Origin of the sequence: Pseudotenacibaculum haliotis, assembly GCF_042684245.1 — a bacterium.
In the GTDB taxonomy this organism is placed as follows: domain Bacteria; phylum Bacteroidota; class Bacteroidia; order Flavobacteriales; family Flavobacteriaceae; genus Polaribacter; species Polaribacter haliotis_A.
The window spans coordinates 512,820-529,720 of record NZ_JBHULH010000001.1; the positions used below are offsets into that span (position 1 = coordinate 512,820).

Here is a 16,901-nt window from a genome sequence, read left to right on the forward strand (position 1 = left end):
CTACCACAAAATTACTGGGGTCTTTGACAGAATGTGTCAGGGGTAAAATTTAAAATAAAAAAAACAGGTGTTTTTACGTTCAAACACTCACTTCCAATCATCTAATTTTATGAAAATCAAAAATTTAGATCGAAAAATATTTTTAAAATGAAAATGCCAATATATTCTCAAGAGATAACTTTACCTACAGCTAGTGAAACTGTAAATACAGTTCAAATAGTTGTTCGATACTATGGTCCTTATCAGAATAGTTATGCTCAACTTCCTTCTCCAAAATTGACAGTAGATGGAGCTCCCCTAAAACTTCTTTTAGTGTTTCCTAGTAATACTTCCCAATTCACTCACTATTCAGAAGGTTCAAAAGAAGGTGGATATGATCAATTCTCTCAGTATTATGCTCAAGATGTACATTTAAGTGATCAAGAAAAAAGAATAGTCATTCAAGGTCCTTTTGAGCAAATTGCCTATTTAAGTATTACGCTCTACTACTATCTTTATGATGATATTACGGGAGAACAATACACTTATCTTGATAATGGTTTACCAACTGATTCCGAAAACCTAAATCCTTATCAAGTTGGAAACCCCAGTGTATTTGCTTTTGACAGCTCTACAAAAAATGCAGATGCTAAAACTTCAACTTTTGAGAAACAAAAATCTTCTTCTTCATATACCGAAGATGATGGAATTGATATAAACAATAAAATTCAACTTTACAGACCTGATCAAGTTAGTTCAAGTACTAAAACTTTAGAAGATGTTGCTGATGATGGCTGCAGTAAAGATTATTTAACCACTGAAATAACTGAATCCGGCTTACCTCCATATCATATGTATGATTTTTTAATTCTAAGATTAAAAGTTCCGTCAACATTTATTCATAACGACACTCCTGATAAAGTCTTTCAAGATTATCAATGTCGTTATATTTCAATAAATTCAAATATCCAGAAATACGATACTGATTCTTTGGATTTTTGGACAATTAATCCGATTCACTTGGAAAAGTATTTAGATCATAATAGACGAACTTATGTATTCTTTGCTCCGAATGATTATGTTAGAGAATTAGTGAAAGGACAAGGATTAGCCCCTAAAACTCCACCGGTGGTTACATGGAATGGCATAACCGGTTATGTTTTAGGGTATCCAAGTTATGGAGTTATTATACGCTATAGAGCTCCTAATGACAATTGGGAAGGGAATCCTGTAAAGTGCCCATGTTACAGCTCTCCTGAAACTAACGAACCAGTGAAATATTGGATGATGAGTCCTTATACTCCCGAACTCTTTGGAGATACATTAGAGAATTTTAAAAAGAAATTACATATTTCTTAAAGCGAGTAGCCCTAAGATAGGACCCATCGCCAAAATCATATAAATATATATTGAGTTGTAAGCTAGCAATAAAGTCAACAATTGTATACTCACAATTGTAATAGCAAACCCAATACTGTTAACTAACGTTAGTGCAGTTCCTTTTATTTCCGGGTTTGCATTTTTAGCCACCAAAGTTGAAAACATAGGCGAATCTGCTATGACCATCATTCCCCAGAAAAGAAGAAAAACAATAAAAAACAGATTTGAATTGACTGTAAAAACAAAAGGGAGAGCTAAACAGCAAACTCCAGAAAGCAAGAGAGAAATAGTTGCTACCTTTTTCTCTCCAATTTTTTGAGAAAGGATCCCTCCAAACGAACAGGATATAAACCCAACAGCTATAATCAAAAAAGAAAGTAATGATATATTGAAATCTTCCTGATGATGAAAATTAAAGTAGCTGCTTAAGATAATAGGAGTAAATGTCCAAAAGGCATATAGTTCCCACATATGCCCGAAATATCCAAAGGCAGCTGAACGTAAACTTCGATTTTGGAACACCTTTGAAAATACTTTGATATCAAATTTCTGACTTGGTTTTCTATAAGGACCGTTAGGAACAAATAGATATACGATTACTCCTCCCGTTATAGCTAAAATTGAGGTTGATATTGATACATATTTCCATGGAATTTCTGATGTCACATCTTTCAACAAGTGAGGCAAGGCAGTTCCTAACACTAAGGCTCCGACTAAAAAACCTAAAGATTTCCCTAAACCTTTATCATAATAATCTGCAGCTATTTTCATCCCTACAGGGTAAATTCCTGCAAGAAAAAAACCTGTTAAAAAACGAAAGATTAATAAAGTGCTTAACGTATTTCCTTCCCAAATGACACCGAGATTAACCAAAGCTCCCAAAAAAGCACTCGCTAAAAATACTTTAGATGGAGAAAAACGATCAACAATGGTAAAAAAAGCAAATAGTAACGTTCCGAAAATAAACCCAAACTGCACACTAGATGTCAAATGACCCAAAGCATTTTCGTTTAGTTGAAAATCTGATACCAGATTGTCCATAACACCATTTCCTGCAAACCATAATGAGGTACAGAAAAACTGCGAGATAATAATTACCGGTAAAACTTTTTTAGAAATACTCATTTAAAAAACAACTCTAATGTCTATTATCAGATGAAACGAAGTTAACAAGAAAAACAGTGTTATAACTTTTTCATATAGTGAAATCAATTTTTCGTGTTTTAAAAATTTGAAAGTTCCTTTTTCGATGCCTATTTTTACTTTGTAAATTTTAGACCTTATGAAAATCATCATTTCACCAGCCAAATCTTTAGATTTTGAAAACAAAGCAACCACAAGCTTGCATTCTCAACCTTGCTTTTTGGAGCAGTCGGAAAAGTTAAACAAGAAGTTACGTACGATCTCCAGAAAAAAATTAGGTGAACTGATGAGTATTTCTCCTGCTTTAGCCAGTTTAAATTATGATAGAAATCAGGAATGGCAACCTCCATTTACTTTAGATAATGCCAAGCAAGCAGTATATGCTTTTACCGGTGAAGTGTATCGCGGATTGGATGTAACAACATTGGATGAAGACAAGCTTCCGTTGTTGCAAGAACGTCTTCGCATTTTGTCTGGGTTGTATGGATTACTTAAACCATTAGATCTGATTCAACCGTATCGTTTAGAAATGGGAACACGCCTTAAAGTAGGAAGAAGAGACAATCTGTATAAGTTTTGGGATCATTCTCTTGCCGGAGCATTGAATGAAGAAATGGAAGACGATGAATTATTGATCAACCTAGCAAGTGCAGAATACTTTAAAGCACTTCCTAAGAAAGCCCTAAAAGTTCCAATGATTACTCCTGTTTTTAAAGAATTGAAAAACGGACAATACAAAACCATTATGACCTTTGCGAAAAAAGCTCGTGGTTTGATGGTACGCTATATCTTAGACAATAATGTAAACACTTTAGAAGAATTGAAAGGATTCAACACAGAAGGTTACGGGTTTAGCGAAGCTATGTCTACAGATACTGAGTTGGTGTTTATCAGATAGTAGATGAATGTAAAATATATATTTGTCACTCTGATATTGTTCAGTATAGAGGTACTAATTGCTCTTTTTATAAACGATTCATTTATAAGGCCTTTTTTAGGAGATGTTTTAGTTGTTATTCTTATTTTTTCTTTTTGTAGAATTTTTTACTCTGGCAATAGGCTTACATTAACAATAGGCGTTCTTATTTTTTCTTTTCTGGTTGAATTTTCTCAATATTTTAAATTAATTGAAGTACTACGTTTAGAAAATTTTAAGTTGGCAAAAATAATTCTAGGAGCAACTTTTGATTTTATGGACTTGATAGCTTATACATTAGGAGCCTTTATTTCTTACTTCTTAGATAAAAGAATAAATCAGTAATAAGTTTTAATTCTCCTGATTGTTTCTCAACCAACTCTCAGCTTCTTGGGTATACCAATTTTTAGAGAAATTCTTTGCATTTACAATCTGCTCAAAGTGATATTTTGCCTTTTTATTATTTCCTTTTCTATCGTAGAAAGTCCCCATATAGGTATGTAAATATGGATTTTGAGAATCTTGTTCTAACAACTTCTCTCCTATTTTTAAGATTTGATCGTCAAATTGATTGAATTCGCCTAAACCTCTGTAAAAAGCTACGTCTTTTAAAAATGTAAGGTTATGCAACAGATTAATGTTTGCATATTCTAAATAGCCCGGATATTCTGCAAATACCTTTTCCAACAATTGAGCACTTGCTTGTATTTTCTTTACATCATATCTAGCCATAAAAGATTCCGATAAGGCTTGCGCCAATACTTTCTTTCTGTAAAAATCTGTATCAGGCTCTTGTTTAAAGTTTAATGAATCTGCCGTTTCTAACAGGTTCATATCTCTAAACTCAAACACATAATTTTTTAAAAAGCTAAGGGCAAAAAGCGAAGTAGAAACATCTCCGTAGATCAAACGAGCAGGATCACTCATTAAATTATTATTAGCCAGCAAGATTAATGTGATATTTTGAGAAGGAACTTTTAACAGCAAACTAGAATAACAATCATACTGTCCATAGACCCAAACTACTTTTATCCCATTGATATTTTGATTGAAAATTCCGTATCCATAAGGGTTTTGATCATTCTCTGAGCTAAACATCTCTTTCTTTGAAGTCTCAGAAATCAATGTATTTTGATCTAATGCTTGGTTGAAAATTCTTAGGTCTTTTAGATTGGAAACTACCCCTGCTGATGTAGAATATCCATAATCAATGAATCCTTTTTGAACACCATCATCCAACAGATAGGGTTTTGCTATTTTTGAAGTCACCTGTGTTGAATCTTTCAATAGAAAAGTATTCTTCAGTTTTAAGGGATGAAAGATTGTCTCTTCCATATAATTCTGAAAAGATTTTCCGGAAGCCTCTTCAATGATCTTTGTCAATGCTCCAAAACGAGAACTGTAATAAAAATGTTTTCCAACCTCTCCTTGTGAGGTATGCGATAAAATATGTTTTACTAAAATGTGATCATCTAATTGAGAATCCGGGAAATACTTCTTTACCGGGGTTTTTAATGAAAGCTTCCCTTCTTCAACGAGTTTCATGATCAATACTCCTGAAAAGACTTTCGTTAATGATGCTATTGAAAACTGATGAGTAGAATCTAATGGTATTTTTTTCTCTTTATTGGAAACGCCTAAATAGTTCTCGTAGATTACTTTTCCATCTTTTTCTATCGAAGCTGCCAATCCCGGTATCTGAAAATAGGTCTTTAATTCAGTAAGCTCTTTGCTAAACTTTTGAGTTATATCAATTTTCTTCTCAATGGGTTGTGAACAGGCCGAAAATAGAACGAGTAAGGTGGTTAGTATGGAAAGCTGTTTCATGTCAAGTTGTAGTTGATTCTATTAACAAAGACATACCAAGAAACAAAATCGTTACTCTTTCCCGCAGATTTGCCTAACAATCTGCCAAACCTACTGTAACAGCCAAACCTCCTTCAGACGTTTCTTTGTAGTTCTTGTTCATGTCTTTAGCGGTTTCCCACATGGTATCTATCACCGAATCTAAAGGCACTAACGAATCTTCCGGGTTGGTTTCTAAAGCCAATTCTGCTGCATTAATAGCTTTGATAGCTCCCATCGAATTTCGCTCTATACAAGGTACTTGTACTAAACCTCCAATAGGATCGCAAGTCAATCCTAAATGGTGTTCCATAGCTATCTCAGCTGCAACCAAAACTTGCCCCGGGCTTCCGCCTAACAATTCTGTTAGGGCTCCCGCAGCCATTGCTGAAGATACTCCTATCTCTGCCTGACAGCCTCCCATAGCTGCCGAAATGGTGGCGTTCTTTTTAAAGATACTTCCTATTTCTCCTGCTACTAATAAGAATTTCTTGATATGTTCAAAGCTTGCTTTGTGATCTTCAATCACTAAATAATACATCAATACAGCAGGAATTACTCCGGCACTTCCGTTAGTTGGCGCTGTAACTACTCTTCCCAAAGAAGCATTTACTTCATTTACAGAAAGCGCAAAACAGCTTACCCATTTTAAGATCTCACGAAATTTTACTTCTGTAGTTCTTATTGCTGAGATCCACTCTTGCTCATTCGAATACGCTGCTCCTTTTATTAAACGTTTATGCGTATCAAAAGCTCTTCTTTTCACATTCAACCCTCCAGGCAATTTCCCTTCTGTATGACATCCAATGTACATACATTCCAGCATGGTTTTCCATACTCTTTTCAGGTCTGAGTTGATCTCTTCTTCTGATCGCAATATCAATTCGTTTTGCCAAACAATTTCTGAGATTGGCATTTGATGGGTCTCACAATAGCCCTCTAATTGCTTTGCTCTTTCTATAGGAAACGGAAAGTTCTTCTTTTCTAAAGATTCTTTTTTTAGTTGTTGATTCTCCTGAACTACAAAACCTCCTCCAATAGAGTAATACGTTTCTGTAATTACTTCTTTTCCTTCAAAAAAACCTCGAAATGTAATTCCGTTGGCATGAAAAGGCAAAAACTCTCTATTGAAAATTAGATCGTTCTTATGAAAGGAAACTTCTTTTGATTTATTAAGATTGATGGATTGTGTTTGTTCTATCTTTTGAATGATATCGTCAATCAAACTTACATCTATCAATTCGGGATCTTCTCCACTCAACCCTAGCAAAACTGCTATATCTGTAGCATGGCCTTTTCCGGTAAGTGACAACGAACCATAAAGATCTATCTTTACTTGATCTATCTGATCAAATAAATCATTCAATTGTATTTTTTGAATGAATGATTGAGCTGCTCTCCAAGGTCCCAAAGTATGTGAACTTGAAGGTCCAACTCCAATTTTTAGCATATCAAAAACGCTAATAAATTGTGACATCTCTTTTAGATTTTAGATTCTTGACCTAGTTCTTTTACCAATAAGTAATAAAAGATAGCGCGGTATTTAACTCTATTTGTCTTTCCCATTTTGTCTGCTACAACCGAAATTGCATTGTCTAGACTTTCTCCATCTTCCAATCCTAATTTCTTTATCAGAAAATTTTGTTTTACAGTTTCTAATTCACCTGGATCAGATGTAGATACTGAAGCTGCATCACGTTTAAAAATAGAAGGTCCTAAACCTCTTGTGATTTTATCAAATAGTACATCATCATAGGACATTCCCATATTGTCCATCACTCCTTTGTAAAAACTGATCTTTTCATCAAATTTACTCATAGCGCTGTCTTTAGTTGTTTGTTTGCTTGTGCGGGTCAAATATAGCTAAGAAAATGATATGATCTCTATTTATGAATAAACAAAGGGAAATTCGTTAGGTTGACGATTCTTGATCTATTAATGTGGTTGAAGTTTATGTGCTTATAAGTTGATTGGTTTATATGTTGTAAATATATTTGCGTTGCGAAAATATATTTGCGTGTTTTTGTTAGTGATTTAGATTTTAGTACTTAAACGGTTAGATTTTTAGATAATTGAAATGTTACATTGAGCTGTCGTTACAAGCTTTGCTAAGCAACCTTTCTTCTCACACCATCTTACTCTTTACTCTTTACTCTTTACTCTTTACTCTTTACTACTTACTTCTTACTCCTTTTGTCTCAATTTCTGTCAATCTGTCACAAGAAAATAAAATATGTGGTAAAAGTCTGACAATGTTTAATTAAAAATCCAATGGCATACAAATTGTCATTAAGTAGTCAGAAAAATTTGAACAACGATTTTAAAATATAAATAATTAGTATGAGTAAGATTATTGGAATTGATTTAGGAACAACCAACTCATGTGTTTCTGTTATGGAAGGAAATGAGCCTGTAGTAATTCCTAACGCAGAAGGGAAAAGAACCACTCCTTCTATTGTAGCTTTTGTTGAAGGCGGAGAGCGTAAAGTAGGTGATCCTGCTAAGCGTCAAGCTGTAACTAATCCAACAAAAACTATTTATTCTATCAAACGTTTTATGGGAAATAAGTTCTCTGAGTCTAGTAAAGAAGCAGAAAGAGTTCCTTACAACGTAGTAAAAGGAGATAATGATACACCTCGTGTAGATATTGATGGTCGTTTATATACGCCACAAGAGATTTCTGCAATGGTGCTTCAAAAAATGAAAAAAACTGCTGAAGACTATTTAGGTCAATCAGTTTCTGAAGCTGTAGTAACTGTACCTGCATATTTTAACGATGCACAAAGACAAGCTACCAAAGAAGCTGGAGAGATTGCCGGATTAAAAGTAAGCAGAATTATCAATGAGCCTACAGCTGCTGCTTTGGCTTATGGTTTAGATAAATCAAACGACGACAAGAAAATTGTAGTATTCGACTTTGGTGGTGGTACGCATGACGTTTCTATCTTAGAATTAGGGGATGGTGTATTTGAAGTATTGGCTACTGATGGAGATACGCACTTAGGAGGAGATGATGTAGATCAAAAGATCATCAACTGGTTAGCTGATGAGTTTAAAGCTGAAGAGAACATGGATCTTAAGCAAGACCCAATGGCTTTACAACGCTTAAAAGAAGCTGCAGAAAAAGCTAAGATCGAGTTGTCTAGTACAACTTCTACAGAGATCAACTTACCTTATATTACTGCTACTGCAAGCGGACCAAAACACTTGGTAAGAAGCTTAAGCAGAGCAAAATTTGAGCAGTTAATTGACGATCTAGTAAAAAGAACTATCGAGCCTTGTAGAACCGCTTTAAAGAGTGCAGATCTTTCTACTTCTGATATTGATGAGATTATTTTAGTAGGAGGTTCTACAAGAATTCCTGCTATCCAAGAAGCTGTACAGAAGTTCTTTGGAAAAGCTCCAAGTAAAGGTGTAAACCCTGATGAAGTAGTTTCTTTAGGAGCTGCTATTCAAGGAGGTGTATTAACAGGAGATGTAAAGGATGTTCTTTTATTGGATGTTACTCCATTATCATTAGGTATTGAAACAATGGGGAACGTATTTACAAAGTTGATCGATGCAAATACAACCATTCCAACAAAGAAATCTCAAGTATTCTCTACAGCAGTAGATAATCAACCATCTGTTGAGATCCACGTATTACAAGGAGAAAGAGCGATGGCTGCAGATAACAAAACAATCGGACGTTTTCACTTAGATGGTATTCCACCAGCAGGTAGAGGAATTCCTCAGATCGAAGTAACTTTTGATATCGATGCAAACGGAATCATTAAAGTATCTGCTTTAGATAAAGGAACAAACAAGACTCAAGAGATTAGAATTGAAGCTTCTTCAGGATTATCTGATGAAGAGATCGAAAAGATGAAAGCTGAAGCTGAAGCAAATGCTGATGCTGATAAGGCTGCGAAAGAAACTGCAGATAAGATTAACGGAGCTGATTCTATGATCTTCCAAACGGAAAAGCAATTGAAAGAGTTTGGAGATAAATTATCTGCAGATAAGAAAGAGCCTATCGAGGCTGCTTTAGAAGAGTTGAAGAAAGCACACGAATCTAAAGACATTGCACAAATTGATGCTGCAATGGAAAAGATTAACGAAGCTTGGAAAGTTGCTTCTGAAGAAATGTATAAAGCACAACAAGAAGCGCAAGCAGGAGGTGCTCAACAAGGTCAACCAGAAGCAGGAAATGCAAATGAGGGAGACAATGTTGAAGACGTAGACTTCGAAGAAGTCAAGTAGTTCATCTTGAGCGAAGTCGAAAGGTAGACTTCGAAGAAGTTAAATAGTAAATAAAGTTTAGCACATAGTGTAAAATAAAAGCTCCGAGAATTCTCGGAGCTTTTTGTTTTTCGTAAATTTGTAGTACCACTTTCATACAACATGAACATACCACAAACCAGTTTTCCTCGAGTCGTTATCATTGGAGGAGGATTTGCAGGGCTAGCAGTCGCAAAAGGACTACAAAAACAGGAGCTCCAAGTTGTTTTATTAGACAAACACAATTACCACACATTTCAACCTTTATTATATCAAGTAGCCACAGGAGGCTTAGAACCAGATAGTATTGCTTTTCCTCTGAGGAAGACAATTAACAATCTGGAAAACTATTTTTTCAGGCTCACAGAGGTTACCAATATCAATTCTGAAACGAATACTGTTGAAACTACTATTGGGAATTTGGAATATGATTATCTGGTGATAGCTACCGGATCTAAAACCAACTTCTTTGGCAACAAGAATATTGAGGAAAATGTAATGGAAATGAAGTCTGTTCCTCAGTCTTTAAATATCAGAAGTTTGATCATTGAGAATTTCGAAGAAGCTTTGTTAACTTCTGATCTGGAAGAGAGAAAAGCTCTGATGAATTTTGTAATTGTTGGTGGTGGACCCACCGGAGTTGAATTGGCAGGTGCTTTGGCAGAAATGAAAAAAGGAATCTTACCTAAAGATTACCCTGATTTAGACATACGTCAAATGCAGATCAATTTAATTCAAGGGTCTGATCGTTTGCTGGATGCCATGAGCAAAAAAGCTTCACAAAAATCTGAGGACTTCTTAATCAAACTAGGAGTAAATATTTGGAAAAATGTATACGTTCAAGATTACGACGGACTTAATGTGACTACTAATACAGAAGAGTCCTTTAAAGCTTCTACTGTTATTTGGGCGGCAGGAGTTATTGGCGGTACTATTGACGGGTTGAATCAAGATATTGTTCAAAGAGGCAGACGTTTTAAAGTAGATGAGTTTAACAAGGTTGTTGGGTACGACAATGTGTATGCCATTGGAGATGTTGCTTCTATGCAATCTGAAGAATATCCGCATGGTCATCCTATGATGGCACAGCCTGCTATTCAGCAAGGGAAGTTATTGGCTAAAAATATCCTCGCTCAGCTAAAAGGCAAAAAGCAGAAAAGCTTTTCTTATCACGATAAAGGTTCTATGGCTACAATTGGTAGAAACAAAGCTGTAGTAGATCTTCCTAAATGGAAATTTCAAGGAGTTTTTGCTTGGTTTGTCTGGATGTTTGTTCACCTATTCTCATTGATCGGTTTTAGAAACAAAGTGATCGTTTTTATGAACTGGGTATACAATTATATTCGATTTGACAGAGAAACCCGATTGATCATTCGTCCTTTTAAGAATAAGAACAAGTATTCTTTTAGAAAAGAAGATGCTTAAAAAATCATCGTACATCAAGTGTAGTCAATGCGGAGTATTTACTTCAAACGCTGATTATTGCGAAAACTGCGGAGAGCTTATTTCTTATGTGAAAAAAGTTGAATTAAAGGAAGAAAAACAAAAGCAACAACGAATTGAGAAGGCGCGGTGGGAAATGCAAAACCCAAATTGGGTTGAGCGCTTAAAAAAGCACCCTTTTATACCCTATCGTATTGTGGGACTGTTATTATATTCAGCTTTTGTCATAGTCAGTGCAATTGGAGCCGCTGTAGCTTGGTTTCTTGCAATGGTGGCAGCCGGTTAGTTATGAAAAAAGCGCTCAATATATATTTTGGCTTTTCTTTATTTCTTGGCGCGAGTATTTATATTGCTCAGCAATTTTCTACTCCCCTACCTAAAATCATTAATCACTATGTAAATGATTTTTTGATTATTCCCATTATTCTTATTCCGTGTTTATTTCTTCTCAGAAAGATTAAAAATGACAAGAATTATCAAATCCCTTTTTGGATAATTGTGTATCTATGTATTGGGTTTGCTATATTTTTTGAGTTCTATCTTCCAACATATCACAATCGTTATACATCAGATATCATCGATGTTATTTTGTATTTTGTCAGCGGATTTATTTTTCATTACTTACAAAAAAGACACTCATGAATTCTTCTAACATAGCCAAGGAAAATGTTGCTAGAATTAATAAGGCTATTGTTTTTATAGAAAACAACTTGCAGCAAAAGTTGTTATTAGAAGATATTGCACAAACAGCTCATTTTTCGCCATTTCATTTTCATCGTTTGTTTTCGGTAGTTATGGGAGAAACTCCTAGTGATTTCATCAACAGAAAGCGAATTGAAAAAGCAGCCGGTTTGTTAATGCGACGAAAACACATTTCTGTAACAGAAATTTCTGATTATTTAGGTTTTTCCAGTTTGCCTGTTTTTTCCAGAGCTTTTAAAAAGTTCTACGGAATGAGTCCACAAGATTTCAAAGATGCCAGTCCGGAAGCATTCAGCAAGATTTGCAAAACGGAAAGCAAGAATGGTCAAACCCAAATTACTTTTGAGCAATACATTAGCAGCATTCAAAAATCATTAAACTGGATACACATGAATGCTACTACGGAAGTAAAAGTTTTAGACAAAATGAATCTGGCCTACATAAGTCATGTAGGCAATATGAATCATATTGGAAACACATTTAATCAATTGATGCGCTGGGCAGCTCCCAAAGGCTTAATGGCGCAAGAGAATTTAAAGATGCTAACCATCTATCATGACAGTCCAAAGATCACAGATCCCAATCATTTAAGAATGAGTGCCTGTATTCTTTTGAATTATCCTGTAAAAGTTGATGGCGAAGTTAGTTTGCGAACAATCGAAACTACCAAATGTGTAGTGTCTCGTTTGGAAATTGGACCTGCTGAGTTTCAACAAGCTTGGGAATCTAATTTTGTTTGGATGGTAGAGCATGGTTATGAGAGAATAGACATCGATCCTTTTGAGATCTATCACTCCAACCCCAATGAACATCCTGAAGGGAAATGCATTGTAGATCTTTGTATTCCTGTACAGTAAAGCATAAAAAAACCTGTAGCAATGCTACAGGTTTTCACTCATCAATCAACCTTCTTAATTTCCGGCGCTTCTGTTCTGATTCTGAGACAAATCGTTATCTCTATCTAGATCAGCTGCAAATCCGGCATAAGATATAGGGCGTACTCCTGAGGCATCAATAGGCATTAATACAACCCAGTCGTACCATCTGTTATTCCCTCCGGAAGCTCTTTGTGGCAAAATATAACCGTCACTGTTCAGGTTTATTCCGCTGTTATTTAGATTGAACGTAATATTTCTACCATTTACAGCATCTAAATCTGCTAAATCTCCGGCAGTAAGGGGCAAATATTGTGCTCCGTTCGTATCTAAGATTCCGACAAAAACAGGTCTTTCTGTAGCATCAAAACCTCCTTGTGCGTTTAAATTTGCTCCGGCCACGGTTAAGAATACCGCAAAACTGGTTGCTGTAATACTACCTCCGCCTCTTACGATAGGTTGCCCTACATTTTGGAAGTCGTTAAAGTGTAACCAGTAACGAGTTCTCCCTTGGTCGTTGTTTGTGATTAGTCTCACATAACCATTAGTTGCTGTTACTGAGTTTGGATCTAAATCTGTAGCTGTTCTGTCTTGAATTTCAAAGCCATTCCAGATTTGTTTTCTTGGTAATAAACTTTGTGCATCTAAATCGGCTACAATTCCAGGACTACTAAAATCCGTTGTTCCTGCTGGGTATAGTACAATCCAGTCAAACATACGTCCTGAAGCTGCTGGCCCCGGAGGTGTTGTTAAAGGAACATAAGCTCTTTCGGCTCCTTTTGTAATCATAAAAGCTCCACCACCATCTAATCGTGTTGCCAATACCGGGCGTTCATCGGCATTTGCAAAACCGTTTTGAGTATCTAAAGGTGCTCCTGCTACAGTTGTGTATACATAATATTCTGTTCCATCTGGATCTGATGTATTAAAGTTAGAAAACTCATAGAAATAGTACCCATTATCATCTTGAACCAATCTTACTGATCCAATTCCAATATCCCCCGGATTCGTATTGGTACGTCTGTCTTCAATATCAAAACTGTTCCATACTTGAGTTGGAACTCCCACCGGAGTATCTTCTTGTGGAGGAAGTCCTATTCCATCCACTCCATCAATTCCATCTGCACCATTAAGTCCGTCTAAACCGTCTTCGCCATCACATGACACCATTAGTAAGGCGCCAACTATAAACATTAAAAAAATACCTGTTTTTCTCATTTTTAAATTCATTTTTATTATTTGACATGGCAAAGTAACGGTGAGAAAAAAGTTGGCAACGATGAAAGGTTGGTAAGCAGGAAGATCTATTCAATGAAAATGAAATTTACAGCCTAGGCTGCATTTTATAAAGAAAAGAGAGAAGTTTTCTTAGAAAGTTCTATTTTCAATTTTACCGTAATAGAATTCCTTTTCGAGTAGTTTTTTTCCCGATAAGTTTTTTTAATGCTCAGCTACTGTAAGGTTTTTAGAAAAAAAAGGACTTTCAAAATTTTCTTCTTCTTTGTAAATCGAATTTCTACCAATTCTACAATTCGTCATTTCTTTTTTACAGTTCGGTGATTCTTTTTAGAGCAGCTTTTTTCATTATCACACTTTTGTACCATCAAAAACAACCAATAATGAAAACGTTTATATTCTTAGCAAGTTTATTTTTTAGTGTGCAACTTATCGCACAAACTACCGTATCAGGAAAAGTTACTGATACAAAAGGAGAGCCTATTTTTGGAGCCAATGTATATCTTGACGGAACTTATGATGGGGCTTCTACAAACGAGAAAGGAGAATTCTCTTTTACTTCTACAGAAAAAGGAAGTCAAACCCTCGTTGTTTCTTTTGTTTCTTTTGAAGAGTTTACACTAACAGGTGATATTTCTACTTTCAAAAAACTGGCGATCAAACTAAGAGAGGACGTAAACACATTGGATGCAGTAATTATTAATGCCGGAACATTTGAGGCCGGAGATAATGCCAAAGTAACTGCATTAAAGCCTTTAGATGTTGTAACTACTGCCAGTGCCTTAGGAGATTTTGTAGGAGCTTTACAGACCTTGCCGGGAACTTCTACGGTTGCTGAAGATGGACGTTTGTTTGTTCGTGGTGGAGATGCTGAGGAAACACAGATCTTTATTGATGGAATTCGAGTGTTTACTCCTTTTACACCCTCTGCAAATAACATTCCTACACGAGGAAGATTCTCTCCGTTTTTATTCAAAGGAATTTCATTTTCTACGGGAGGATATTCTGCCGAATATGGGCAAGCTTTATCAAGCGTATTGTTATTAAACACAATTGACGAACCGATTCAAGAAAAAACAGATATTGCTACTATGACGGTAGGTGTAGGTGTGGGGAATACACAAAAATGGGAAAAAGGTTCGTTTAGTATTAACACATCTTATATCAATTTAGCTCCTTATTTAGAAGCTTTTCCAGATAGAAATACATGGAATAAACCTATTCAATCTGCTAACGGAGAAATGGTATATCGTTATAAAATGCCAAATGACGGATTGTTAAAATTATACGGTGCTTTTAGTTATACTGATTTTGATCTAGTACAGCAAGACATCAACTTTGCAAATGGGTTTCGCTTTGGATTGGAGAACAGAAACTTATACTTTAACGGGTCTTATAGAGGCTTTTTGGAAAATGGATGGATACTTTCTACAGGGTTTTCATTTGCCAATGATAATACAAACATCAAATTGGAAGACGATCTAGTAAAAGACAATGAGAACTCTGCTCATGTAAAATTGAAATTGAGAAAGCGATTTAGCAATCGATTCAAATTGAATTTTGGGGCAGAATATTTTATCACAGACTTTAACGAGACATTCTCAAGTAATACTGTTGGAAATTTTAATTATGGATTCCAAAATAACATTTCAGGATTGTTTACTGAAGCTGATATCTTCTTTTCAAAAAAGTTAGCTTCTAAAGTAGGTGTACGTATGGAACATTCTGAATTGCTAAACCAAACTACAGTGTCTCCAAGAGCGTCTATTGCTTATAAATCGGGAGAGTTTGCTCAGTTCTCGTTGGCATATGGTCAATTCTACCAAAATCCAAAAAGTGAGTATTTAAAGTTCAGTGATAATTTTGTAGCAGAGAATACTTCACATTTGATCGCAAACTTTCAATACGTAAAGCAAAAGCAGATCTTTAGAATAGAGGCATATTACAAGGATTATAAAGACTTGGTAACATTTGATACTGATCTAGTAAACCCAATGAGCAATTTTTCCAATAACGGTTCCGGGTTTGCAAAAGGGGTTGATATTTTCTGGAGAGACAACCAATCTATTAAAAACACAGATTACTGGATCTCATATTCATTTTTAGATACAGAAAGAACCTATAGAAATTACCCAACAGCAGCCAGACCTAACTTTGCTTCTCAGCACAATCTATCGGTTGTGAGCAAACACTGGATCGAAAATTGGAAAAGTCAGTTAGGGTTTAGTTATAGCTTTGCTACGGGTAGAAACTATACAGATCCTAACCAACCCGGGTTTTTAAACAGAGAGACCAAGAGTTATAATTCTATCAGTTTAAACTGGGCATATTTAATAGATCAACAAAAGATTCTGTATTTTTCTGTAAACAATGTTCTGGGAACCAAAAATGTATTTGGCTATAATTATGCAAATCAGCCTGATGTAAATGGTATGTTTGCAAGAGAAGCCATCGTACCTAATGCAGATCAATTCTTTTTTGTTGGATTCTTCTGGACGATTAGTGATGATAAAAAGTCGAATCAATTGGATAATCTGTAAATGTTTACACTGAGTAGGTTCGAAGTGACATTTCGGTAAAGAAAAACAACAATTCAGTAGATTTGATGTTTAGAAAAAAGAAAAACATTAGATATTTGAATCGTAATACAACAACAATGAAAACTCTCTTTTTTATCTGGGCATTTGTAACCGCTAGCATTTTTACCATAAATGCTCAAGAAAAAGAGGCTGTAACATTAACGATTGATGTTACGGTAACCAAACATCACAAAGGAGCTATCTTTCTAGCTTTATATGATAAAGAAGAGTCTTATATGCACAAGTCCTACAAAAGTGGACAAGGTGAAGTAAAAGACGGGAAAGTATCCTTTGTTTTTAAAGGTGTTGAAAAAGGAGATTATGCTTTTTCTTTATTTCACGATCTGAATAGTAACAAAAAACTGGACACAAACTTTTTTGGTATTCCTAAAGAGCCTTATGGTTTTTCAAATGAGAAAAAGGGGCGTTTTGGACCTCCAAAATTTAAAGATGTAAAATTTCATCTGGATGAAAGCACAACCATTAATGTAAGCATCAGGTAACATTTCTTAAAAGAGTATCGTCTGAATTTAATCGTCGTGT

The 16,901-nt window shown here is 35.3% G+C and carries 14 protein-coding genes; 9 read left to right on the forward strand and 5 right to left on the reverse strand.

The window, feature by feature from the left end:
- The first annotated feature begins 147 nt into the window (after positions 1–147).
- Positions 148–1,338, forward strand: a complete 1,191-nt coding sequence (locus tag ACFSRZ_RS02520; RefSeq protein ID WP_379664949.1) for a hypothetical protein — start codon at positions 148–150, stop codon at positions 1,336–1,338.
- Here ACFSRZ_RS02520 and ACFSRZ_RS02525 read toward each other — a convergent pair.
- Positions 1,324–2,484: an MFS transporter gene (locus ACFSRZ_RS02525; protein ID WP_379664950.1), complete on the reverse strand. Its 1,161-nt coding sequence runs from the start codon at positions 2,482–2,484 to the stop codon at positions 1,324–1,326. The genes ACFSRZ_RS02520 and ACFSRZ_RS02525 overlap by 15 nt on opposite strands.
- A gap of 157 nt (positions 2,485–2,641) precedes the next feature.
- Here ACFSRZ_RS02525 and yaaA point away from each other — a divergent pair, with 157 nt between their 5' ends.
- Together yaaA and ACFSRZ_RS02535 are read left to right on the forward strand one after the other, a co-directional pair.
- Positions 2,642–3,400, forward strand: a complete 759-nt coding sequence (yaaA, locus tag ACFSRZ_RS02530; protein ID WP_379664951.1) for a peroxide stress protein YaaA — start codon at positions 2,642–2,644, stop codon at positions 3,398–3,400.
- Positions 3,401–3,403: 3 nt separating this feature from the next.
- Positions 3,404–3,763, forward strand: a complete 360-nt coding sequence (locus ACFSRZ_RS02535; RefSeq protein WP_379664952.1) for a ribosomal maturation YjgA family protein — start codon at positions 3,404–3,406, stop codon at positions 3,761–3,763.
- A 6-nt stretch (positions 3,764–3,769) separates the two neighbouring features.
- Here the strand turns inward: ACFSRZ_RS02535 and ACFSRZ_RS02540 are convergent, their stop codons facing one another.
- From ACFSRZ_RS02540 to ACFSRZ_RS02550, 3 genes are all read right to left on the reverse strand, one after another.
- Complete coding sequence (locus tag ACFSRZ_RS02540; protein ID WP_379664953.1) at positions 3,770–5,245, reverse strand: serine hydrolase; 1,476 nt, start codon at positions 5,243–5,245, stop codon at positions 3,770–3,772.
- Positions 5,246–5,318: 73 nt separating this feature from the next.
- The gene (locus tag ACFSRZ_RS02545; RefSeq protein ID WP_379664954.1) at positions 5,319–6,740 is read right to left on the reverse strand and encodes an L-serine ammonia-lyase; all 1,422 of its coding nucleotides are present in this window, start codon (positions 6,738–6,740) and stop codon (positions 5,319–5,321) included.
- A 5-nt stretch (positions 6,741–6,745) separates the two neighbouring features.
- Entirely contained in the window at positions 6,746–7,081 is a 336-nt protein-coding gene (locus tag ACFSRZ_RS02550; protein ID WP_379664955.1) for a DUF2853 family protein, read from the reverse strand.
- A 522-nt stretch (positions 7,082–7,603) separates the two neighbouring features.
- On the opposite strand from ACFSRZ_RS02550, the gene dnaK reads away from it, so the two are divergent.
- From dnaK to ACFSRZ_RS02570, 4 genes are all read left to right on the forward strand, one after another.
- Positions 7,604–9,505, forward strand: a complete 1,902-nt coding sequence (gene dnaK, locus ACFSRZ_RS02555) for a molecular chaperone DnaK (protein WP_379664956.1) — start codon at positions 7,604–7,606, stop codon at positions 9,503–9,505.
- 141 nt (positions 9,506–9,646) lie between these two features.
- Positions 9,647–10,948, forward strand: coding sequence for an NAD(P)/FAD-dependent oxidoreductase (locus tag ACFSRZ_RS02560; protein ID WP_379664957.1), 1,302 nt, complete (start codon positions 9,647–9,649; stop codon positions 10,946–10,948).
- Positions 10,941–11,252 carry a hypothetical protein gene (locus ACFSRZ_RS02565; protein ID WP_379664958.1) on the forward strand — a complete coding sequence of 104 codons (312 nt, stop codon included), beginning with the start codon at positions 10,941–10,943 and terminating at the stop codon, positions 11,250–11,252. Before ACFSRZ_RS02560 ends, ACFSRZ_RS02565 begins: the two co-directional genes overlap by 8 nt.
- A gap of 352 nt (positions 11,253–11,604) precedes the next feature.
- The gene (locus ACFSRZ_RS02570) at positions 11,605–12,525 is read left to right on the forward strand and encodes an AraC family transcriptional regulator (protein WP_379664959.1); all 921 of its coding nucleotides are present in this window, start codon (positions 11,605–11,607) and stop codon (positions 12,523–12,525) included.
- 54 nt (positions 12,526–12,579) lie between these two features.
- Here ACFSRZ_RS02570 and ACFSRZ_RS02575 read toward each other — a convergent pair whose 3' ends face one another.
- Positions 12,580–13,773, reverse strand: coding sequence for a hypothetical protein (locus tag ACFSRZ_RS02575; RefSeq protein WP_379664960.1), 1,194 nt, complete (start codon positions 13,771–13,773; stop codon positions 12,580–12,582).
- A 389-nt stretch (positions 13,774–14,162) separates the two neighbouring features.
- On the opposite strand from ACFSRZ_RS02575, the gene ACFSRZ_RS02580 reads away from it, so the two are divergent.
- Positions 14,163–16,319: a TonB-dependent receptor gene (locus ACFSRZ_RS02580; protein WP_379664961.1), complete on the forward strand. Its 2,157-nt coding sequence runs from the start codon at positions 14,163–14,165 to the stop codon at positions 16,317–16,319.
- A 116-nt stretch (positions 16,320–16,435) separates the two neighbouring features.
- Positions 16,436–16,861 carry a DUF2141 domain-containing protein gene (locus ACFSRZ_RS02585; protein WP_379664962.1) on the forward strand — a complete coding sequence of 142 codons (426 nt, stop codon included), beginning with the start codon at positions 16,436–16,438 and terminating at the stop codon, positions 16,859–16,861.
- Positions 16,862–16,901 lie beyond the last annotated feature (40 nt).